The 22,671-nt window shown below is 65.1% G+C and carries 18 protein-coding genes and 1 pseudogene; 8 read left to right on the top strand and 11 right to left on the bottom strand.

Features of this window, described 5'->3' with window-relative positions; translation table 11 throughout:
- Nucleotides 1-74: 74 nt before the first annotated feature.
- From KRR38_RS03385 to KRR38_RS03360, 5 genes and pseudogenes are all read right to left on the bottom strand, one after another.
- Entirely contained in the window at nt 75-1,805 is a 1,731-nt protein-coding gene (locus KRR38_RS03385) for a tannase/feruloyl esterase family alpha/beta hydrolase (protein WP_217398630.1), read from the bottom strand.
- A 99-nt stretch (nt 1,806-1,904) separates the two neighbouring features.
- Nucleotides 1,905-4,007 (bottom strand): alpha/beta hydrolase domain-containing protein, encoded by a 2,103-nt coding sequence (locus KRR38_RS03380; protein ID WP_217398628.1) that lies wholly within the window; start codon nt 4,005-4,007, stop codon nt 1,905-1,907.
- Nucleotides 4,008-4,139: 132 nt separating this feature from the next.
- Nucleotides 4,140-5,539: pseudogene (locus KRR38_RS35795) on the bottom strand (aldehyde dehydrogenase family protein).
- Between the two features lie 55 nt (nt 5,540-5,594).
- Complete coding sequence (locus tag KRR38_RS03365; protein WP_217398624.1) at nt 5,595-7,733, bottom strand: PQQ-dependent dehydrogenase, methanol/ethanol family; 2,139 nt, start codon at nt 7,731-7,733, stop codon at nt 5,595-5,597.
- A gap of 124 nt (nt 7,734-7,857) precedes the next feature.
- Nucleotides 7,858-8,988, bottom strand: a complete 1,131-nt coding sequence (locus KRR38_RS03360; protein WP_217398622.1) for a helix-turn-helix transcriptional regulator — start codon at nt 8,986-8,988, stop codon at nt 7,858-7,860.
- 228 nt (nt 8,989-9,216) lie between these two features.
- Between KRR38_RS03360 and KRR38_RS03355 the strand changes: the two genes are divergently transcribed.
- Nucleotides 9,217-12,108, top strand: a complete 2,892-nt coding sequence (locus tag KRR38_RS03355; protein ID WP_217398620.1) for a TonB-dependent receptor domain-containing protein — start codon at nt 9,217-9,219, stop codon at nt 12,106-12,108.
- A 176-nt stretch (nt 12,109-12,284) separates the two neighbouring features.
- Here KRR38_RS03355 and KRR38_RS03350 read toward each other — a convergent pair whose 3' ends face one another.
- The 6 genes from KRR38_RS03350 to KRR38_RS03325 form a co-directional block, all read right to left on the bottom strand.
- Nucleotides 12,285-12,521, bottom strand: a complete 237-nt coding sequence (locus KRR38_RS03350; protein WP_217398618.1) for a helix-turn-helix transcriptional regulator — start codon at nt 12,519-12,521, stop codon at nt 12,285-12,287.
- Entirely contained in the window at nt 12,521-13,054 is a 534-nt protein-coding gene (locus tag KRR38_RS36970; protein ID WP_217398616.1) for a DUF2975 domain-containing protein, read from the bottom strand. The genes KRR38_RS03350 and KRR38_RS36970 overlap by 1 nt, the downstream gene beginning before the upstream one ends.
- Nucleotides 13,051-13,188 (bottom strand): hypothetical protein, encoded by a 138-nt coding sequence (locus KRR38_RS03340; RefSeq protein ID WP_217398614.1) that lies wholly within the window; start codon nt 13,186-13,188, stop codon nt 13,051-13,053. Before KRR38_RS03340 ends, KRR38_RS36970 begins: the two co-directional genes overlap by 4 nt.
- 160 nt (nt 13,189-13,348) lie before the next feature.
- Nucleotides 13,349-13,528, bottom strand: a complete 180-nt coding sequence (locus tag KRR38_RS03335) for a hypothetical protein (RefSeq protein WP_217398612.1) — start codon at nt 13,526-13,528, stop codon at nt 13,349-13,351.
- Nucleotides 13,529-13,628: 100 nt separating this feature from the next.
- Entirely contained in the window at nt 13,629-15,272 is a 1,644-nt protein-coding gene (locus KRR38_RS03330; protein ID WP_217398610.1) for a hypothetical protein, read from the bottom strand.
- A 37-nt stretch (nt 15,273-15,309) separates the two neighbouring features.
- Complete coding sequence (locus KRR38_RS03325; RefSeq protein ID WP_309140966.1) at nt 15,310-16,074, bottom strand: sterol desaturase family protein; 765 nt, start codon at nt 16,072-16,074, stop codon at nt 15,310-15,312.
- 217 nt (nt 16,075-16,291) lie between these two features.
- Here KRR38_RS03325 and KRR38_RS03320 point away from each other — a divergent pair, with 217 nt between their 5' ends.
- From KRR38_RS03320 to KRR38_RS03290, 7 genes are read left to right on the top strand one after another with little or no spacing between them, the layout of a single operon-like run.
- Nucleotides 16,292-16,741: a cytochrome c gene (locus KRR38_RS03320; protein ID WP_217407097.1), complete on the top strand. Its 450-nt coding sequence runs from the start codon at nt 16,292-16,294 to the stop codon at nt 16,739-16,741.
- Between the two features lie 12 nt (nt 16,742-16,753).
- Nucleotides 16,754-17,566, top strand: coding sequence for a hypothetical protein (locus KRR38_RS03315; RefSeq protein ID WP_217398608.1), 813 nt, complete (start codon nt 16,754-16,756; stop codon nt 17,564-17,566).
- A 17-nt stretch (nt 17,567-17,583) separates the two neighbouring features.
- Nucleotides 17,584-18,807, top strand: coding sequence for a hypothetical protein (locus KRR38_RS03310; RefSeq protein ID WP_217398606.1), 1,224 nt, complete (start codon nt 17,584-17,586; stop codon nt 18,805-18,807).
- On the top strand, nt 18,804-20,489 hold the full coding sequence (locus KRR38_RS03305; RefSeq protein WP_217398604.1) for a DUF1592 domain-containing protein: 1,686 nt from the start codon (nt 18,804-18,806) through the stop codon (nt 20,487-20,489). The genes KRR38_RS03310 and KRR38_RS03305 overlap by 4 nt, the downstream gene beginning before the upstream one ends.
- Before the next feature lie 14 nt (nt 20,490-20,503).
- The gene (locus KRR38_RS03300) at nt 20,504-21,844 is read left to right on the top strand and encodes a DUF1552 domain-containing protein (protein WP_217398602.1); all 1,341 of its coding nucleotides are present in this window, start codon (nt 20,504-20,506) and stop codon (nt 21,842-21,844) included.
- A complete protein-coding gene (locus tag KRR38_RS36965) occupies nt 21,841-22,308 on the top strand; it encodes a VOC family protein (protein WP_217398600.1) in 468 nt (155 codons plus the stop codon). Before KRR38_RS03300 ends, KRR38_RS36965 begins: the two co-directional genes overlap by 4 nt.
- Before the next feature lie 11 nt (nt 22,309-22,319).
- Nucleotides 22,320-22,619 (top strand): high-potential iron-sulfur protein, encoded by a 300-nt coding sequence (locus tag KRR38_RS03290; protein ID WP_217398597.1) that lies wholly within the window; start codon nt 22,320-22,322, stop codon nt 22,617-22,619.
- The last annotated feature ends 52 nt before the right edge of the window (nt 22,620-22,671 follow it).

The raw sequence follows: 22,671 nt of genomic DNA, 5'->3' as shown, positions 1-22,671 counted from the left end.
CCATCCCCTGTCGATTCGATTTCTACTAACTGGTTAGTAAAAATCTCTAGGCCTGACAATCTGCGTCGGAACGATCACCGGTTCGATCTCGCCGGCGCAGCGCATTTGAAGCTTGTCGCCACGTTCGGATCGCCGGCGACGTAGGTCGCGATCTGCGGATAGGCGCAGGCGGGCGCGCTACGGGTCACGCCGCTGTTCGCTGGCGCCTGCAGGACTACCCCGCGAGGCTCGACCCCGCGCTCGACCCAATCGACGACGAGTTTGTAGAGCTGGCCCGGTGCGGGCAGCGGCGGGATCGCTTTGGGATTGGCGGTGCCGTTGGGCGAAAGGTGACCGGCGCCCGGCACGAGGTAGAGCTTGAAAAAGCTCTGGACCTGGGCGACCCCGCCCATCTTCTCGATGACCCGGTCGTAGTAGCGGATCGAACCCTGCACCGGGATCGCCTCGTCGTTCCAGCCGTGCCAGCTCAGGAACTTGCCGCCGCGTGCCTTGAAGGCCGAGAGGTCGGGGTTGTCGCTCGCGAGGTCGCCGAACACGGGATCGAGCGCGACACCGCGATCGAAGGCGTTGGCGAGCTGCTTGTAGGACATATCCTGCCAGAGGCCCTGGCCGTTGCCCGTGGCGTTCCGGAAGGTCGGCTCGGCAAGCGTCGGGTTCTGCAGCTCGAGCGCGACCTGGCCGGCGATGTAGCCGTCCTTGGCGGAACTCCGGTAGCCGAGCCTCGAGAAATAGGCGTTGTACAGCGAGGTGCCGCGCATCATGCCGTACCAGCGATGCTTGCCGTCCAGCCGCGCGCCGGCGCCGTTGTCGACGGCGGGCGACGGTGCCGAGCCGTCCACCGTGATGCCGTACCACATCTTGTCGACCGCCTGGGCCTGGAGCCGGGTCACGCAATCGGCAGTGCCGTTCGTGCCGCCCTCGCTGGCGCAGAGCACGGCTGGGTCCTTGGCCGGATCGTAGTGGCAGGCTGCGTTGTCCATGACGTAGCCGAGGTGCTGGCCACCGACGACGTCGCAGGCCGAAATGGCTGCATTCGAGACGAGGTCCTGCTGCGCATCTGTCAGCGCGACGCCACCGAGATCGCGTTCGACCACCAATGCACGATAGACGCCGGCCGTAGTCCATTCGGCCCAGTTGAGCGCCGGCAAGTTGGCGACGATCCCGTCGTAGTCGTCGGGATATTGCTGGGCCAGCCGATAGCCGTGGCGGCCGCCGGTCGACGATCCTTCGTAGTAGGCATGCTTGGCCGGGCGGCCGTAATAGGCAGCGGTCAGCGCCTTGGTCTTGAGCGCCATCTCGTGCATCGCGCGGTGCGCGTAGTCCTGCCACAGCGGCTTCGCGAGCGTGCCGTCTGGGTCCATTCCCCAGCTGCCGTCGGTTGGCGAATGACCGATGTCGGTACTTGCCGAAACAGCACCCTCGCTGCCGGCGGTTACCGCGGCGACCGGCCAGGCGACTTCGCTGATCGAGCTATGCGTGCCGCCGTCGAAGCCGCCGCGTCCGCCGACATTGTGGATGCGGCCATCCCACTTTGCCGGGGCCGGCAGCCATACCTCTATGCCGATGCCCGGCGAGGTCGAGGGTGCGCCGACCGGTCCCGGATTGCCCGGTCCGACGATGAGCTTGACCAGGCAAAGATCGGACGCCGCGGTCGGCGTGTTCTTTGATGCGGCTTCCGAAATGACCAGGGCGTCACCCTGCCGAAAGGGCTTCACCAGCACGACATGGGTCTGCTCGTCGGGCCTGAAGGCGGACTTGATCGTATCGTCGCAAGCGCAGGCCCGCCGCCGAGGCGGCCGAAGCAAATCCCAATAGCGCGATCGCCGCCAGCGGCAATTTGGTGAAACCGATGAGCGAACGCAGTTGCAGGCGCATGATGTCCCGATCGTTGAGCTGACGGTGGCTCATCGAGCCGCTGCGCCCGGAGCGCGCAGCACGTCGCTCTCCTCGGCCACGGCTTTCCAGGCCGCGGCTTCTTGGGGCAGCATGAAGCGGGCGCGAACCAGGTCGTCCGCCGCCTTGCCTACCGCCGCGACGAAACCCGCATGGTCGCGGTAGCGCTCCTCGAGCGAGAGACGCGGATCGCCGGCGGCGAGGCGTTCGGCCCTGGTTTTCGCGAAAGCGACGAACGAGCCTTCGAGCCCGCACATGTCGCCGGCCCGATGCCCGTCGCGCCGCAGGTTCCAGCCGACGTTGGTGCCGAGTGGGGCGGCAGCTTCCATCGGGCGGAACGCTCCCCTGGCGATCCCGTCGCCGTCCGGGCGCGGTACGCGCAGTGCGTATGAAGCGCCATGCTTGGGCGGCAACTGAGTCATGCGACCGCCGGTCGGGCCGAACCCGGGCCCGAAGTCGAGAACGTCGAGCTGTGCCATGACGGCGGGCGGCGCGAAGCCTGGGATCTTGGGGTAGAGCGCCCGATAGTCGGAAAGGCTGATGAGATCGCCGCCCGTCGGAAAAGTGCTGGCCGGCGGCGCCACCTTGCGGTCGACCCAGTCGTCGAGAACCACGACCATGGCCCCGCCCAGTCCGGGCAGCGACCGCTCGACGGCCTGCGGATTGAACCCCGGCGCATTGAGCGCCTGCGCGGGGTACTGGCATTCGCCGAGAAACCCGTGCGGCGCGAGCGGCGGGCTCATCAGACCGTGGATACCGAGATGCCCTGACCCCGCCTTGAAATAGAGCCGCACGTTCGGCGGGATCGGCAGCGCCTTTCCGCGGCCATCGAGCACCTGCAGCGAGTTCTTCCAGTTCCAGAAGCTGTTCTCGTCCACCGCCTCGATCACCAGTGGATCGGTGGCGGGCCGCTTGAGAATGCCGTCGCGGCGTCCGGTGACGGGGTCGAGCGTGACACCGAAGGTCGCCGGGCCGATGGCGTTGGACACGTAGTCCTGATGATTGTCCTGCGCCGAGTAGAAAGTCGGGTGAGCGAATTCGACATTGGCGAAAAGCCGGTTCGCGCCGCCAGTGTTGATGAACACCCCGTCGAACAGCTTGCGCCCCTTCTCGTCCTCGTTGAAGCCGAGGTAAAGGAACTCGCGCATGTACATGCCGGTCGAGGAGGCGCCGTAGGCATAGGCGAGCCGTGCGGGCGAAGCCTGGCCGGGCTTCGCCACCGGGTTGGGCGTGCCGGCATCGTCGGCCTTTTGGAAACGCAGGAACGCAGCGAGGTCGCGCGTCACGGCATAGGCCAGTCCCATGACAACCGGGTTCTTGGCAGGATAGACCAGGTCGTAAAGTCGGTCGGGACTGAAGCCGTCGAACAGGCAGATGTCGCGGGTCGTGGACTTGAAGCTCGCCTTGCCCTCGGGACAGGTGCCGAAAGCCCACTTGTCCGCGGGGATAGGCGTGGCCGGACCGCCTGCCCTTTCACGTACCACGAGGCGCGAGGCTGCCGTGTTCGCGTCCGCCGTTTCATAGGCGCGCCAGAACTGGGCCAGCGGCTGGCTGTACGCCGGCGCCGCGACCGAGAACTCGAGCCGCAATGGCCCGACGATCGGCTGACCATCGTTCCTGGTGGCGACAGGAAACGATGGAAACAGCTGCTTGGGATTGGCGATGCCGTCGCCGTGCCAGCCGGCATCGACGAGTGCGAAGCCCATCTTGAGCTGCTGCGCCACCTGCCCGCCGACTTTCGCCGGATCGGCGACCGGCCCCAGATCGGTGTTACCGCGGTTGTTGACGTCGTAGAACAGCTTGCCGTTGCCGCGTGCCATGTCGACGGGCTTGATCAGGAAGACCGGCGCGCTGAATTCGACCTTGCCCGCGGCATTGCGCGGCGACTGGTCGAGATCCACGATGACCTTGTTGCGCGGATCGGCGGGGTCGACTTCGAAATAGGCGGTCGCGACGATCCGCTCGTAAGGTCCGGCCTCGCCCCAGGAATGCCCGCCGGCATAGGGTTCGCGCTGCTCGACCACCAAACGTGTGACCCGCGCGTCGGCGACGGATGCGGAGGCCATCGCCAGAATGGCGATCACGCTCGCGACTGATGCGCGCCAACGATTCATACTTCCACCCCCAAGACCCGGCTGAAGCCAGTTTTCGTTCAGGAGCAGATTGATCGACCGGCCTGCGAATAGGCACCCCCATCTGGGGGTCAGCTCAAAAAATCGCGCAGGTTGTCGGCTAGGATGCCACGGTCAAAGCCCAGTATAGACGGACTTGGTCTTCATATAGGCCTCGACGCCTTCGAGCCCGTATTCCTGTCCCCAGCCCGACTGCTTGTAGCCGCCCAGCGGCATCGCCGGATCCCGGGCGAACTGGGCATTGAGCCAGACAGTCCCGGCCTCGAGCCGCTTGGCCAGCCGATGGGCTCTGCCGAGGTCATTGGTCCAGACCGCCGCGGCGAGGCCGTAGAGCGAGTCGTTGGCCGAGGCGATCACCTCTTCCTCGTCGTCGAACGGCATGACTGCTGCCACCGGTCCGAAGATTTCCTCGCGGAACAGGCGCATGTCGGGTCGGACATTGGTGAGCACGGTCGGCTCGACGAAATAGCCTTTGGGATCGAGCCGTCTGCCCCCGGTGACGACCTCGACGCCGTCGCGGCGGCCCTCATCGATGTAGCCCATCACGCGGTCGAGCTGCTTCTGGCTGATCAGCGGTCCGATATCGACGCCGGGATCGTTCGGGCCGCCAAGATTGAGCGCCCTGGCGGCCTTGGCGATGCCCTCGACAACCTGGTCATAGACCTTGCGGTGCGCATAGATGCGCGAGCCGCAGACGCAGCCCTGGCCCGAGTTGATGAAGATGCCGAGCGCCGCCCCGGCGATCGCCTTGGGCAGATCCGCGTCGTCGAAAATGAGAACCGGCGTCTTGCCGCCGAGTTCGAGCATGACTTTCTTGAGATTGCCCGCCGCGGCCTTGACGATCATCTTGCCGACCTCGGTCGATCCGGTGAAGGCGATCTTGTCGACATCGGGATGGGCGGCGAGCGCCGCGCCGACGGTGTGGCCATAGCCGTTGACAGGTTGATCACGCCATCAGGCACGCCCGCCTCGGCGAACACCTGGGCAATCAATGGCGCCGAGAGCGGCGTCTCCTCGGCGGGCTTGAGGACCACGCTGCAACCGGCGGTAAGCGCTGGGCCGAGCTTGATGATCGCGTTGATCGTCGGCCCGTTCCACGGGATTATCGCGCCGGCGACGCCTACCGGCTCCTTCAAAGTATAGCCGAGAAGATCCTGCGCCTGGCCGGTGATTCCGCCGGGCGACTTCATGTCGGCCGACTTGCCGTAGATCTTGGTGCACCAGCCCGAATAGTAGCGAAGCTGCTCGACCGAGGCCAAGAGCACGTTGCGCGATTGCCTGAGGGTCTTGCCGACGTTGCGGGAATCGATCGCGCCGATCTCTTCCGCTCGGCTTTCCAGAATATCGGCAGCCTTCCAGAGGATCTTGGCCCGGTCGGACGGCGTCTTGCCGCGCCAGAGGCCCGCATCGAAGCTCTCACGGGCCCGAACCACGGCAGCATCGACCGCTGCGGCCCCGCCATCGGCGATTGCACCGATCTGCTCTTCGCTGACAGGATCGATGATCGGAATCATCGTGGCTGGCTGGTTCATTCGACAATGTCCTCAAGGCTGTTTTGGCGTCGCCGGATCAGTAAGTGACCGGCCCCTTGGCATTGGCCGGACGGTTCGGTGTTGCTTTCGCCGCGGGCGGCGCGACCGGCTTGCGCAGCCCGAGCGCTTCGCGCGCTCGGGCGCGGAGATAGGCGTGGACCTGGCGGATCTGCGTATCGGTCATCCAGCCGAACTGCGGCATGCCCCGTTCGAGACGGCCCTGTCGCAGCATCTGGGTGAAGGTGTCGAGCCGCAGCGCGATGCCCGATTCCCTGAGATCGGGTCCCGGAGCTCCTGCGCCGCGGAAGCCCGCGCCGTGGCACGACATACAGGCGAGCGAGAGCCCCTTGCCGGCCATGACGTCGGCCTCGTTGAGCACGAGCGCGGGATCGTCGAGCGCGGCGACCTTCATGTCGCGGCCCGGCTCCTTGGGCAGTGTCGCCTTGCCGTCGAGCGCGAAAGTCAGCAGCCGGCGCGTCTGCGCGCCGTATTTCCAGCCCACGTCGAGCACGCCCGACATCGCCGCCGAAGTGCCGCCCCAGCCGACCAGGATCGAAACGTACTGCTTGCCGCCGACCGAGTAGCTCATCGGCGCGGCGATGATCCCGAGCCCTGCGTCGAAACTCCAGAGCTCCTTGCCATCCTTCGCGCCGTAAGCCTTGAAGTAGCCGTCGGCCGTGCCCTGGAAGACGAGCCCGCCAGCCGTTGCCGCGGTGCCGCCGTTCCACACATAGTCGTGCGTCACACGCCAGGCTTCCTTTTGGGTCACCGGGTCCCAGGCGACGAGGTAGCCCTTGCCGTCGCCTGGCTGCTTTTCGATCGGCTTCACCACCAGGCCCATGATGTTGACCGCGTCGTCGGTCTGGTCGGCGAGATTGCGCGAGAACAGCGCCCCAACCTGATGGACCGGAATATAGACGAGGGCGGTCTTCGGGCTGTAGCTCATCGCCTGCCAGTTGTGCCCGCCGATCGTGCCGGGCCAGATTTCGGTACGGCCCTTCTCATAACGAATGTCGGCATTCTCGATCGGACGGCCGGTCTTGAGGTCGATGCCCTTCGCCCAGTTCTGGAAAGTTGTCGCCTTGGGCTCGTTGATCAACTTGCCGGTCTCGCGGTCGAGCACGTAGAAGAAGCCGTTAGTCGGCGCGTGCATCAGCACCTTCTTCGGTTTGCCGTCGATGTTCAGCGTCGCCATGACCATGTTCGGCGTCGCCTTATAATCCCAGCTATCGCGCGGGTTCTCCTGGTAGTGCCAGATATATTTGCCGGTGTTCGCATCGAGCGCGACGATCGACGAGGTATAGAGATTATCGCCCTTGCTGCCCGGATCGCGGATCGTCGGGTCGTAACCGCCGGCATTGCCCGCGCCGATATAGATGCGGTTGGTCTCCGGATCGAAGGTCATGCCGTTCCACACGGTGCCGCCGCCACCAGTGTGCTTGGCGAAGTCCGGCCCCCAGGTCTTCGCCGCCGCTTCCATGGCCGCATCGCCCTTGTTTTGCTCGGCGGTGCCCGGAACCGTGAAGAAGCGCCAGAGCAGCTTGCCGGTCTTGGCATCGAATGCAGTGACGAAGCCGCGTCCTCCGGCGTCAGCGCCGGCACCGCCGATGATGACCTTGCCATTCATCGTGCGCGGCGCGCCGCTGCTGTTGTTGAACTGGTAGCCGGGGCCCTCGGGAACCGAGTCCGCGCTCCACAGCACGGCGCCGCTCCTGGCATCGAGCGCGTCGACGCGCCCGTCGTTCTCGGCGACGAAGATCCGGCCGTCCTCGTAAGCGAGGCCACGATTGGCACCGAAGTTCAGCTTGTCGGGGCGGCGCTTCCAGGTCTGCGGATCGTACTTCCACTTGAGCTTGCCGCTGACCGCATCGACCGCATAGACCGCGGCGTGACCGCCGGCGACATAGATCGTGCCGCCGACTTCGAGTGGCGTGGACTCCAGCGTTACCTCGTCGGGCAAGTCCATCGACCAGGCGAGGCCGAGCTTGCCGACATTGTCGGCGCTGATCTGGCTGAGCCGGCTGTAACTGGCCTCGTCCGTGCTGCCGCCGACCGCGGTCCAGTCATCCTGGGTGCCGACGCCCTGCTCGGGCTGAGCCGGGCCGCCGCCAGCGCAACCGGCGAGGAGCAATGCAGCCGCGGCCGATGCCAGCAGGCCCAATCTGACACGGCGCATGACACTCCCCCTTCACGATTTTTGATCGACCTTGCCGCTCTGATGCCGGGCACCGGAGGGATGAGATCAGCCTATGAGTGAAGCTAGGGAGCGCGAGTATCCCCATCTGGGGGTACTTTGGAAATCAGGCGTCGGGTGCCAGGGTAAGAACGCTGCCCATGACGATCCGCACGAGGTCGACCATGCCGCGCGTGCCGGTCTTCATATAGATCGCCTTGGAATAGCTCCGCGCGGTTTCGAGCGTGAGCCCCAGTTCGGCGGCGGCCTCTGCGATGCTCTTGCCGCGGCAGAGCGCGAGCGCCAGCCGCGCCTCGCTCGGAGACAGTTCGAACATGTCCGAAAGCTGGCCGCAGCGATCCGCCGAATGCCAGTTGTCGCCGTGAACATAGGCGATCACCGAAGGCACCGCCGTATCCGAAAGCATCCGCTTGCGCGCGGGAACCAGCAGCATGTCGAGCCAGGGATCGCTGCGCAGCGATATTGCGCGGGGCCGCGCCGCAGGCTTGTCCGCCAGTTCCGCGACATTCTTCAATACCTCGCGCTCAAGGCTGGCCGGACGCACCACAAGTCGGCCGCTGGCATTGCGAGATAGCGCGCCCGAGCTAGACAGAATGGCCTCCCCGAAACTATCGGCCGCCAGAACGTGGCCGCCTTGGTCGAGCAGGAACCATCCGCACTGCAGACGCCGAACCGCTTCCGCCGCCATCGCCGATCTGAAGCGGTCGCTCTCTCCGGCGACGTAACCGCGCAGAACCCCGCTCAGCGGCCGCGCCATTTCCGACAGCACCGCCTCGGCCTCTTCCGCGAAATCCTTGTCGCGACGGGCGATGATGAGCCAACCGTCGACACCGCGTGGTTCGACGACGCGCACGAGCCGGGCACCGCCAATGCGCCACTCGCCAACGAGCGTGCAGTAGGCGGGTTCGCTGCGTGCCTGCCCCGGATGGAATAGCTCCTCCAGCGAAAGCACCTTGCCTTCCTCGGTTGCCCGACGGTGTGCCGAGGGATGGATGCACGCCCTCAGCAGGCTGGAAACCGGCGCCCCCGCCTCACAGCCCGAAGCCAGCTGCAGACCTTCGTCCATGGGCCGGCCCGGTGGATCGAAGATCAGGATGGCGTAGTCCGCGGACGTGGCCAGTCGAAGGCCTTCGAGAAAGCTCGCCCACAAAGGCGTTTGAAACGCTCCCTCGACGAGGGCCGTTACGAGTTTGAGCAACTGGGCATCCCAGCCCTTGGCTCTCTTAATCTCCGCCACAAAGCACCCCCCATCTGGGGGTTTAGCAGATGTCATTTTAGCTTCACAACGCAATTCAGGCCGCAAGGCGGCAATACCGGAATTGGGAAGCCCACGCTCCCGAGAGCCGGAAAGGGAAGAGGACAGCTTGGGAAGATCGTCGCCGAGGGAGCGACGAATCCTATCCGTCAGAACAATGCGCTGTGTGCGCGAACAGTCGTGGCCGAATGGCCGCTTGGGGAGGGCTATATGAAGAATTCCAACTTGCATTCCGTCGTGCGCGGGGCGCTCAGGAGCGGTGTCGGCATTTCTGCGCTGCTGATTGCCGGGGCAATGCCTGCCCATGCGGCAGATGCAGCCGATGACGCTTCCACCAATGGCGACGAGATCGTTGTCACAGGCACTCTGGTGCGCGGCATCGCGCCCCCGGGCACCAATGTGATCGGGATAACCAGCGAATCCGTCAAGGAAACCGGCGCCGCCAGCACCGCGCAGTTGCTGCAGACCATCCCGCAGTTGGGATCGTTCAACACGCTGCAGTCGCCTACGGGCGGTTTCACCACGGTGACGACCAACCGACCCAACCTGCGCAACCTTCCGGGCGACCGAACCTCCGGTTCCTCGCCCACGCTGGTTCTCGTCGACGGCCATCGCGTCGTCGGAGCAGGCATTTCGGTGACCAGCCCCGATCCCGACATCGTCCCGCCCGCGCTTATCGAACGCATCGAGATCGTGCCCGATGGCGGTTCCGCGATCTACGGTTCGGATGCGGTCGCCGGCGTCATCAATTTCATCACGAAAAAGAAGTTCGACGGGGTGGACGTCGGAGCACGCTATGGCTTCGCCGATAATTACCACACGTTCGATGCCAATGCGACGGTCGGCCACAGCTGGGAGACGGGCTCGATCTTTGCCTCCTACAACTACCAGCAGAACGACGCGATCTATGGACGCGATCGCGACTGGTCGTTCTCGCCGCTTTCGCTCGTCGATGGACTGGCGGTCACCAGCCTGCGCTGCTCGCCCGGCAACGTGACGATCGGCAATATCTTCACCGGCGCTGCCCCTCGGACCTTCAAGCTGCCCTTCGTGCCGGGTACCTCAGTGGCCGGACAAGTGAACCAGTGCGACGAGACCGACGACACGACGATCTACCCGTCGCAGCGGCGCCACTCGGCCATGGCCGGGCTCAATCAGGAACTGACCGACAGCATCTCGATCGAGACGCGGGCGTTCTACACCAACCGCGTGATCGACAGCCAGACCGGGCCGTTCCGCAACAACACGAACTTCGGGCCCGCCGCCCTCGCCTCTTTCGGGTTCCTCCAGGGGCCGCTTTATGCCGCAGCGCCGAAGCTGGCGACCGGCACCGTCACGCTGCCCGGCGTGCCCTTCCCGCTTCCTGCCAGCAGCGGCGAGACGCAGAACGTCTACTACTCCTGGGGCAATGCCAAATCCCAGCCGGCGCGCAATAGCCTCGAAACCTGGGGCGTTTCGCAGAACCTGACGGCAAAGCTCGACGCCAACTGGCAGCTCCGCGCGCTGGCCAGCTATGGCGAGAGCACGGCCGAATTCCAGAACATCCAGCCCAACTACAATGCCATCAGCGTCGCGGCCGCTGCCGGCCTTTTCAATCCCTACAACGTGGCATCCAGCAATCCCGCGGCGCTCGCTGCCGTGACGAACTACCAGACCTACGGACATACCGAACAGCGCCAGTTCGATGGCCGCGTGGTCATCGACGGCGATCTCGTGTCGCTGCCCGGGGGCGCGGTGAAGCTGGCGGCCGGTGCGGAAATCATTGCCGAAGGCTTCGACAATCGCAACGGCACCATCGTGCCCGGTACCCAGAACACGGGCTATGCGGGCCTTTCGGTAAGCGGCGTCCAGATCGTTGCGCCCAGCGCACCGCTGCCCGTTGCCAAGCTCAGCCGCACGACGAAATCGCTGTTCGGCGAAGTCGTGATCCCGATCTTCGGCGCTGACAATGCTACCTCCGGACTGCGTGAACTGACTCTGTCCGCCGCCGGCCGCTACGATCACTACAGCGACATCGGCGGGACCTTCAATCCGAAGTTCGGCATCACCTGGAAGCCGGTCGACTGGATCAAGCTGCGCGGCGCCTGGGGCAAGTCGTTCGTTGCGCCCAGCCTTGCCGACGATCCATCCACCTCTGCTTCCTCGGTCAATTACGTCAACTACACCTTCCTGCTACCGCAGCCCGCACTGGTCGGGACAACGGTGAACGGCGTGGTCGTGCCGAGCTTCGCCGGTGCGGCGGGCTCACGCGGTCAGGTCGTCATTCTGGGCAACAAGCCCGACATCCAGTCGCAGAAGGCCAAGACCTGGAGCGTGGGCATCGACGTCGAACCGCCCTTCGTGCCCGGACTGCGGCTGAGCACGACCTACTGGAACATCGACTACAGCCAGATCATCGCTCTGCCGGGCTTCACCTCGGCGAATTTCTACCAGAACTTCATCGGAACTCCGGCGGTCGTCTTCAATCCGACGGCGGCGCAGATAGCCAGCTACTTCCTGCCCAACACCGCGACGGCGGGGATCAGCTGCGGCGGCAATACGCCTGGTGCCACGCCGACCGGGTGTTACGTGATCATCGACGCCCGCAAGCAGAACCTCGCGCGCACCAAGCTGAGCGGCCTCGACTTCTCGGCGAGCTATGGCACGGCCACGAACTTCGGCGCGATCGACTTCGCCTTGAACGCGAACTACGAACTGACCCGCACGCAACAGGCGACGCCGACCGCGCAGTTCCTCGACCAGATCGGAGCGAATGCCAGCCGCTTCCGCGCAAGGGCCAGCCTCGGCGTGGATATCGGAACCTTCCGCACCCAGGTGTCGCTCAGCCACACCCACGGCTACGATCTCAATCCGGCCGTGGGCGTCGGCACGACCCAGACGCACGTCGGCTCGTTCAACGTCGTAGACCTGTTCTTCAAATACGACGTGCCGGCGAAGGGAGTCCTCAGCGACCTGTCCTTTACCTTGAACGTCAACAACGTATTCGATCAGGATCCGCCGCTTTATCTTCTGGCCAACTCGCTTCAGGTTCAGAACAATGGCTACGTGAATGGTTCAACCCTTGGCCGGCTGATTCAATTCGGAGTCAGCAAGAAGTTCTAGGCCAATTTCCTTCTAGTTATTTTACAGGGCGGGAGCCATGCTTCCGCCCTTCCACTGCCCGGGAAACGCATCGAATCGAAAACATCGGCGCAATCCAATTTCCTGAACCAACGACCGCTTTGTCGGCGACGACAGTTTGCCACGGTCCCGGATGACAGGGACCGGCCGAAAAGACATCAAGAGCCTTCCGTGTGGTAGGCCAGAAGGTCGCCGGGCTGGCAATTCAGCTCGCGACAGATCGCTTCCAGCGTCGAAAAGCGGATCGCCTTGGCTTTGCCGGTCTTGAGGATCGACAGGTTGGCGAGAGTGATGTCGATCCGCTCGGCCAGTTCGGTCAAAGTCATGCGACGGGCGTGGAGCAGATCGTCGAGCTTGACCCCTATCCGGCTACCTTCGGCAGGTTCGCCCGACATCAAACGGTCCCTTCCAGATCCGCACGCATCCGCGTGCCTTCGCGGAAAACGCGGGCAAGGATGAAGAGGACGAGAGCGAGGAATAGCCCCGCAAGCGGCAGGTCGACCTGGAAATGCATGTCGTGGGTGACCGACTGGGTCCATTTCGCCAGCGCCGAGAGCGGAATGGCGACTACGTGGACCGCGACGCTGATCCATCCCATCGATTGCAGGCGCAGAGCATTGTCCGGAACGAAGGGATCACCCTGACCGACCGTGCCGATGAGCCGATAAAGGTGGCGCATGAAATAGAAGCCCAGCACGGCAATGACCGCAGTAAACCCCGGGATCAGCGCGAGCGCCCAGATCGTCTCGGGAGGTGCGCCTTGGCCGACGACCCAGGCGATCGTCCGCTCGTGCCAGACGAGAACGAGCGGCACGGCCAGAGCGAACGCTATCGCAGCGATGACGGCTCCCGCCATCGCGACGCCGAGAATGAGACGGACGACGGCAAGGAGTGGGTCGCGTGGAGTGATCCCCGACTTTCCGGTCACACGGACGCCTTGTCGACGACCACAGCCGCTGTCGGCGCCGCGTCAGAAGGCGCGGCCAGCGTCGAAGTCCACAGTGCGAAAACCGTCAGAACCGTCAGGGCAAGCGCGCCGAAGGAGTTGGTGGTGCGGGTCATTGATCGTTCTCCGATAAACTCGATATCGAAATTCAATATGGCAAGTCGACCTTATTGTCAATCGATAATATCGAAAAACGATATGCGTCCGATCCTTTTCCATCGAGCGCGCCTGCCGGGCGCGAAGCCCTATAGATTGTGGGATCCGGTCGACTTGGGCCTAAGGCATGACGCCGAAATTGATCTCAGCGATCGCGAGGATCTCCTCCTGGTCGTCGCCCGGGATGTGGCCGGCGCGAATGGCGTCGTCGAGGCCGGCGGTAAAACGGCGGAGATAGTCTTCCTTGTCCCGCGGATAGAGCTTGTCGAACTCGGCCTGGATCTTTCGATGAGAACACAAAAACGGTGCTGAAGCACGCAATGGCAATCATCCGCGCGAAAGGCGAAGGGCCACTAAAGCGCCCGAGGACATCGAACGCGTGCGTGCCTACCGTCGCCGACTAAGGAGCCAGGTTTTGAGCGTCCAGCCGGCGCCCCTCATACTCGGCGTAGCCATGCGTCAGCGGCATTCCGGAAGCATCACGGTCGAAGATCAGCTGAGCTGGAAGCCGGGCGCGAAGCGGACCAAAGGTCATCTTCAGGTCCATGACGCCGGGCTTCGCGCCGCTGAGCTTCACATTCGCCGTATAGGTCGAACGGCCGCCGAGATTGACCTCGATCCGCTCGTTGCCCGAGTACACCGCCTGCGGCGTATCGCTGAAGTTGGAATAGGTCTTTTCGATCACGCCTTCGGGCGTGCGGCGGTAGGTAATGAAGCCCGAATTGCGGCCATAGACCTTTACGTCGATATTCTGGCTCTTCTCAGCGTAGGGCTTGACCAGCGACATATCCGAACTGCTGCCCGGGATCTTACGGGGAAACGGCCGCATGCGGGCCTTTGGCCCCGCCTTGTAATCCGGCAGCGTCGCCACCCGGATGCGCACCGCACCGTCGCCGCGATGCCCCTCGATCCACATGGCCTTGCCGCCGCCGGGATGCCAGGACATCGGCGAACGGAACACCCACTGCTCGTCGGCACTCAGATTGGTCCCGAGGTAGCCTTCCCTCGTCTTGGATTTCGCGATGTCGATCAGCGCGGGACCGATGTTGCCGCTGCGCTCGCCCCGCACACCGTCAACCGCATAGGTATAGGCCAGCATCGGCAGGCTCATGTTCAGCGACGTCGGGTAGGGCCGCGGCACTAGGCCCAGGATGGCGGGATCGGCTTTGGAGAACCGCGCGGTCATGGTGATCCCCAGGCGCTCGTCGGGCGAGAAGATCGTCGTCTCGGTATAACCCGGCGTGTCGGTGATCCCCTCGGTTAGGTCGGTGTCGAGATGTTGGACGACAGAATCGGGTAGATCCCGCTTCACCGCACCGACGAGCGAGATGCCGGTGCCGCCGGCGACGAACTGCTTCACTTCGCCTCCGTTCACGGGGATAGCCAGCGTACCGTCGGCATGTGCCGGGTCCTTCCGGAACGGATCGAGCGTACTGATGATGCGTGGGTTGACGATCCTGTAGCCCTGCCCCTGCCTGCGCATCTCGCCGACGAAGACGATCGCCGAGTAGTTCGACAGCAGCGTCGTCCAGGCGACGTGCAAGTTATCCGGGGCAATGATCATCTCGGACCAGCGGTGCGAGATATGATCGCCGGCGGCGACCTCTGCGGGATATTCGACGGGAAGCAGCGACGATTTCGTGCAGGCGTCGAGGCTGGACACGCACTCGACGACGAAGTCGCCGAGGAATACGCGCTTGTTGTCGGCGAACACCATGTAGCGCAGGCCGTTGTCCTTCTCGACCTTGGGCAGCACCTGCGCGAAGATCGGCCGGAAATTGCGCCCATCCTCGTCCATGATCGCAAGCCGGACAAGCTGGCGGTCGGTATCATCCTTGTCGGAATAGGTGACGAGGATCTTGCCCGACGGCGTGAAGGTGGCGGTCCGCAGGATGCGGTTCGCAGGGACGGGAACGGTCGCGATCTGCACGCGGCCGATTTCCCTGTCCACTGCCTGGACGGTACTGGTGTCCTGCGCGGCCGCAATGGTCGTGCAGGTAACGGCGGCGGCAGCGCAAAGCGCTCCGATCGTGCCGGCTTTCATGGACAATCCTCTTTCAATTATGGATGGAGCTCTGTTTTCAGACGCTCGCTTTGGTCGGGCGCGCGAGCTGGGCCCGCTCCTTCAGCTTGTCGAAATCGGCCTCGAACTTGGGCCGCATCGTGCCGCAAATCCGGTCCCAGACGGTGGTGTAGCCGCCGAAATTTCCGGTGAAGTAGCGGTGGTGCTGGTCGTGAAAGGTGGCGGTGATGAACCACTTGGTCGCCCAGCTCTTGTTCCACCAGCGCGGGAAGAACTCATAGCCCGAATGGACGTAGAGCCCCATGACGATGTTGGTCGGCAGGATCAGCGCCGCGGTCGCGTCGTGGACGGTGAAGACCGTGAGGAACAGCGGGACGAAGCCGCCATTGACGAAGGCCTCGAACGGGGTTTCCGACAACGTCGTGAGCATGTTCGGCGAGGTCGACTTGTGATGCAGCTTGTGGATCCAGGCATAGAACGGCTCGATGTGCATCAGGCGGTGCAGCCAGTAGAACCAGGTGTCGAACAGCACGAAATAGAGCGCGTACTCGACGGCGATCTGCCACAAAGCCGGCGTCTCGGTCTTGAAGGCGATCCAGCCGTGCTTGACGAGGTAGGTGTTGAGACCGCCCAGGACCACGCCCGAGATACCCAGCGTGATGGCCGCGACCAGCGCCTCGAAGCCGAACCGCTTCCACTTGAAGCCGTTGGGCTGGATCTTGCGCGCCTTGAAATAGCCCGTCGCCACGCCGGCCACGATCCCGACCGCGATCATGGCAAAGACCCAGAGCCTGAGCATCTGCTCGCCGCTGAAAGATTCCACTTAGCTACCCTTGTTTCTGGTGAAGGCCGATCGGCCCGTCGCTTGCTCTTGCAATATAGTTCATTTTATGAATAATTCATAGCCCTAGGGAGCCCGGCGCTGCGAAGGGCTTTCACGACAGGAATCGGATGATCGGCGTTTGACCGGTTTATTCGATGAATTAGAATGATAGCGGTAACTAAGTGATGGCCGCAAGAAGGGAGACATCGTGAGTTCAATGCATTTCCGCCGTGCCGCGACGCTGGCGTTTCTGGTCCTCGCGACTCCGCTTCTGGCTGCTCCCGCCGATACGATTCGCACGCGAGTCGCGGGGCTGCGCGAGCTGGGCGCTGCCTTCAAGGCGGTGAACGACGGACTCCGGTCGAGCGAGCCGCAGACGATCCTGCTCCAGCAGTCGGCGCGGCAGATCCGCAATGCCGCCAGTGCCATGCCGGGCTGGTTCCCGCGCGGCTCGGGCCCGGAAACGCGGCTGAAGACGGCGGCCAAGCCGGAGATCTGGACTCAGGCGCCGCGCTTCCAGGCGGCGCAGAACGCCTTCGTCGCGCAGGCAGGCGAATTCCAGGCGGCGGTCGGCAGCGGTAACATCGACACGATGCGCCTGAAGGCACGTGCATTGGGTGCGACCTGCAAGGGTTGCCACGACAGCTTCCGCGTCCCGAGCACCTGAGGAGAGGCGGCGATGCCTACGATCGGATCACGTACCCTCCCGAGCCTGTTGGCAGCGGCGCTGCTGCTTGGCGCCAGCGCGGCCCAGGCCCAGCCGGTGGACCTGCCCATCCCCGCAGCCACGACCGACCAGTTCCCGCCCGGCGTGCGCGTCGCCAAGACCGCACAGGGTTCGGTCTACACCGACAGCCGCGGCCGCGTGCTCTACGGCATGGACATGCGCACACTGCTGCGCGCGGGGCCGGATCCGTCGCGCTATTGCCAGCAAGCCTGCGCGCAGAGCTGGGAGCCGCTGCTGGCCCCCGCCGATGCCGCGCCGAACATCCGCTTCCCCATGGGCAACCGCGAGAGCCCTTCCAAGGACGGCTTCGTCACCCAGGCCAATGCGCCCGACTGGACCGTGATCGCCGGGCCGCAGGGGCCGCAGTGGGTCTACAAGGGCTGGCACATGGTCTTCACCCGGCATGGCGATCGGGCCGGATCGATCGCGCACGACGGCGACGAGAACCGCGTCTGGAACACGCTGAAATTCGTGTCGCCGGCTCCCAAGGTAGCGGCGCCGAACGATATCAAGCCGGCTTTCGTCGATGGCCGCTATGTGCTGACGACCGAGGACGGCCGCCTGCTGTTCAGTGGCGACTGTGCCGGCGCCTGCGCCGATTGGCAGCCGCTCCCCGCCGCGATGGCCTCCTCTTCCATGGGACAGTGGACGGTCCGGACCGAGGGCGACGCCCCCCAATGGGCCTATCGCGGCAAGCCGGTCTTCATCGGCCAGGGCGGCAAACCAGATGACGTCCCATCAGCCGGGAAGCTGATCCAACCATAAGAAAAGCGGGTTAGAGGATGCCAAGTACAGACAAGACATCGCGCCGGATCAGCCCCTGGATAAAGGGAGGATCACTCGTCGGCCTGGCCTTCGGGCTCGGCGTGCTCGCGCCGCTCGCCAGCGAACTCGCACCGGTGAGCACGCCCGCTTATTCGGAGCCGGCACCCGAAACTAAGCTTCCGGCGCCGCCGGCGAATGGCGTCATCGGCTTCGTCGTCCAGACTTTCGCGCCGCCGATCGTGCCCGGGATGGACGCCTGCCCGACCGGCACCGCGCCACGCTTGCGGGATGTCTATCTCGCCACGGTACCCGAGGCGGAGCGCGCCCGCCTGATGCAGAAACAGAACGAGCAGGAGCTGACCCGGCTCTGGCACGCCTATGCCTCGGGGCCAGACGGCAGCAACATCTGCTCGCAACCCGACAAGTTCTCGCATGCCGCCTATCCGCTCGTCGCCAGCAAGCACGGCATCGGCCTCGATCTCGACGGCGGCTCGCCGGGCGCCGACGGCTGCATGCACGAGAACTTCCAGTCGCCCACCGGCGAACAGGGCATCGACAACCAGGAATACCGCGCGATGGGCTGCACGCTCGAGTTCCGCGGCAAGGACGGCCAGGGCGGCGACCAGCTCACCGGCATGCGGCAGTTCCACAATTCGGGCGAATGGACGCAGGTCATCCTGCTCAAGGGCGTCGACAGCCTGGTGAACGACCCCGACGTCGAGGTCATCTACGCCAATACCGCCGACCGGCCCGAGCTCGACTCCAAGGGCAATTTCCTGCGCGGGCAGAGCTTCACCGTCAGCGAGGAAGGTGCGCGCCACCGCAACGTGCTCCACGGCCGCATCGTCGACGGCGTGCTGACCACCGATCCCACCGACATCCGCCTGGCACAGACCTGGGGCCAGGGCGGCGCCCGCGACATCCGCGGCAACCGCTCGCAATACCACTACATCAAGGGGCGCCTGCGGCTGTCGTTCCAGTCCGACGGCGCGCTGCGCGGGCTCGTCGGCGGCTATCGCCCGCTGTTCGACGTGATCGTCAGCCCGGCACTGGGCGGCATCGGCTCGGCCGTGGTCGCGGGGATCGACTGCGCTTCCGAATATGCCGCGCTCCAGAAAGCCGCCGACGGCGTGCGCGATCCCAAGACCGGCCAGTGTACCGCCGTCTCCAGCGCCATGCGGATCGAGGCCATTCCCGCCTTCGTCACCGACCTGCCAGCGACAAGGACCGCATCGCGATGAGCGCTTCTGCTTCCAAGCTCTCCCGGATCGCGCTCGGCCTCGCGGGATCGGCCTGCCTCGGCTCACTCGCCGTGTCCAACGTCGCGCTCAAGGCGGAGCCGACCGCCGCCACCGCTCCGTCCGCCCAGATCGTCGGCATGCGGCGCCTGACTGAGGCGCAGTATCGCCAGACCATCTCCGACGTGTTCGGTCCCGACATCAAGGTCGCCGGCCGCTTCGAGCCGATCGTCCGCCCGGTGCACGAACTGATCGCCAGCGGCGCGCGCGAATCCTCGATCTCGCCCGCCGGGCTCGAGCAGTTCGACGCCATGGCGCGCAACGTCGCGGCCCAGGTGTTCGACGAGAGCCACCGCGCGCAGTTCCTGCCCTGCAAGCCGCAGAACGAAGCGGCGGCGGACGGCGCCTGCGCCAGCGCCACATTGGCACCGCTCGGCCGCTATCTTTTCCGCCGCCCGATGAATGCGATCGAGACCGCGGGCTTCGTCCAGATCGCGAACGACGCGGCCACCCGCTCGGGCTCGTTCACCAAAGGCCTCGAGCTTGCGCTCTCGGCCATGCTCATCTCGCCCAACTTCCTCTACGTGATCGAGACGGGGCAGCCCGACCCCAAGGAGCCGGGGACGATCGTCCTCGACGACTATTCGCGCGCCTCGCGGCTCAGCTTCACGCTGTGGAACTCGACCCCCAACCCGATGCTGCTCGATGCCGCCGCGGCGGGCAAACTCAGCGATCCGGCGCAACTCGGCCAGATCGCCGACCGGATGGTCAACTCGCCGCGCTTCGAGCAGGGCGTGCGCGGCTTCTTCGCCGACATGCTGCTGTTCGAGCGCTTCGACGAGCTGTCGAAGGACCCGATCATCTTCCCCTACTTCAATTCGCAAGTTGCCCAGGCAATGCCCGAGCAGATGCTCCGCACGATCGTCGATCACCTGCTGAAGCGCGACGGGGACTACCGCGAGCTTTTCACTACCAACCGCACTTTCATGACCCGCGCGCTCGGCGGGCTCTATCAGGTGCCGGTGACCCAGGCGAAAGGCTGGCAGCCCTACGAATTCGCCCCTGGTGACGACCGCGCCGGCCTGCTCGGCCAAGCCGGATTCCTGGCGATCTACTCGCAGTCGGGGCGCAGCTCGCCGACCCTGCGCGGCCGCGCGATCCGCGAGCTGTTGATGTGCCAGCCCGTCCCCAACCCGCCGGGCAACGTCAACTTCACCGCCGTCCAGGACGTCGCCAACAAGGCCACGCCGACCGCCCGCATCCGCCTGACCGCGCACGTGACCGACGAGAACTGCGCGGGCTGCCACAAGCTGACCGACCCGCTGGGGCTCAGCCTTGAACGGTTCGACGGCATCGGCTCGTTCCGCACGAAAGAGAACGACGCGCCGATCGACCCTGCCGGCCAGCTCGACGAGGTGCATTTCACCGGCGCCGAAGGACTCGGCAAGGTCCTCGCGCAGAGCCCCGACACCTCGATGTGCGTGGCCTCGCGCGCGCTCGAATATGTCCGCGGCGTGCCCAGCGATGCCGACGGCGACATGGTCGAGGCGCTGGAAAAGGGCTTTGCCGGCCAGAACTATCGCATTCGCGCGCTGTTCCGGCAGGTTGCCGCCGCGCCCGCGACCTATCGCGTCAGGACCCCCGACCTTTCCCCGGCAACCCACGTCAGCCTGCTCCGGCGCTAGACAAGGAGATACCCATGGCCAAGCTTTCCCGCAGAGGCGCACTCAGGGGCATCATGAACGGCGCGGCGATTGCCGTCGGCGTGCCGCTTCTCGACATCTTCCTCGACGGCAACGGCACCGCGCTAGCGGCGACGGGCGCGCCGGTGCCGATCCGCTTCGGCACCTGGTTCTGGGGCCTGGGCGTCAATCCCAGCCGCTGGTTTCCCTCGAAGGCCGGCGCGAACTACGAGCTCAAGCCCGAGCTGGCGCCGATCAAGGACTTCCAGTCCAAGATCAACATCCTCGGCAACTTCAACGTTATGCTCGACGGCGCGCCGAACCTGCCGCACGCCAGCGGCGGCCCGGCAATCCGCACCGGCCGCGCGCTGACCGCCGAGCGCGGCCTGCCGGGCGAGAGCTTCGACGTCACGATCGGCGATCGCATCGGCACGCGCAGCCGCTTCCGCAGCCTGGAAGTCTCGGCGATCGGCGACCCGCGCAATTCGCTGAGCGGCCGCGGCGGCGGCAATCTCAATCCGTCGGAGGCGACCCCGGCGAGCCTCTACACGCGCATCTTCGGCACCGGCTTCAAGGACCCGAACAGCGCCGACTTCACGCCCGATCCGCAGGTCATGGCCCGCCGCAGCGTGCTCTCTGCGGTGACCGAGCAGCGCCAGGCGCTCGAGCGGTCGGTCGGCGCGGCGGACAAGCAGAAGCTCGATCAATATTTCACCTCGGTCCGCCAGCTCGAGAACCAGCTCGACGTCGAGCTGACCAAGCCCGAACCGCTCAAGGCCTGCGTCGTCCCCGGCAAGGTCCCGACGGCGCTGCCGGTGAACGGCGAGATCGAGACGGTGATGCGCAACCACGAGATCATGACCGACCTCATGGTCATGGCCCTCGCCTGCGACCAGACGCGCGTGTTCAATATGATGTTCAACAACGGCGCCTCGGCGCTGACGCGGATCGGCAGCACTGTGACGCACCACCAGCTCACCCACGAGGAAGTGCTCGACAACAAGCTCGGCTACCAGCCCGAGGCGACCTTCTTCCTGACCAGAATCATGGAAGCCTGGGTCTACTTCGTCGGCGCGCTCGACAAGGTGAAGGAGGGCGATCGCTCGCTGCTCGACAATACCCTGGTCTTCGCGCACTCCGAGACCGAGTTCGCCAAGTTCCACACGATCGACAACATCCCGATGATGACCGCGGGCAGCGCCGGCGGACGGGTGAAGACCGGGCTCTATGTCGACGGCATGGGCACGCCGGTGAGCCGCGTCGGCCTGACGCTGCAGCAGCTCATGGGCGTTTCGGTGGACCGCTGGGGCAGCAAGAGCATGGAGACCAACAAGTCCATCGGGGAGATCGTCGCGTGAGGCACGCGCTCATTTTCGCCGCAGCCGCGCTGCTCGCGCCCGCGGCCTGGGCACAGCCCGCGCCGCCTTCTGCGGACGGTCTCATCGGCCCCGCGCTCTTTGTCAGCGATGTCCCTCGTGCGCTCGCGTTCTACCGCGACGGGCTCGGCATGAAGGTCGGCATCGAGATGGGAGCGCCGGCGCGCCACGAAACCATATTGACCTTCGGCGGCGATCCCCGCGCTCCCGGCATCATCCTGCTGTCCGACCAGACCGCCAAGACTCCGGCCCCCATCGAGCACGGTCACGGCTACGACCGCGTCGTCCTGCGCGTCGGCGATCTGACCGCGATCGAAGCCCGGCTCAAGAGCGGCGGCTTCACCACCACACCCATTCACGATGTCGCGATGGGCTATCGCATGATGCTCGCGACCGATCCCGACGGCTACAAGCTCGAACTGGTCGAGACGCGGCCGAAGCCTTGAAGGATACTGCCATGATCGCCTCGCGCCGAAGCTTCCTGGCCGCCGCCGCGCTCGCCCCGCTGGCCCTCGCCGGCAAGGCGAGTGCCGAGCCGGCGGTCTGCTACGATCCGAACGCTCTGCCGCTCAGTCAGCGCTCGCGCCGCCGCGCGCTGGGCTACGTCGATGCGTCGCCCGATCCCGCGAAGCAATGCGGCCGTTGCAGCTTCTTCACCGCTGCAGCGCCAGGCTGCGGCACTTGCACGATGCTCAGTGGCGGTGCGGTCAACGGTGGCAGCGTGTGCAATTCCTTCGCGCGCAAGTCGGCAACCTAAGCGCCGGATCCAGGTGGCCCTTGCAATTTTGCCGATCCTCGTTTCTCTCCGC

The sequence above is a fragment of the Novosphingobium sp. G106 genome, assembly GCF_019075875.1.
Classification (GTDB): Bacteria; Pseudomonadota; Alphaproteobacteria; order Sphingomonadales; family Sphingomonadaceae; genus Novosphingobium.
The sequence above is the reverse complement of the archived record's forward strand: the minus strand, read 5'-3'. Positions and strand labels throughout refer to the sequence as shown.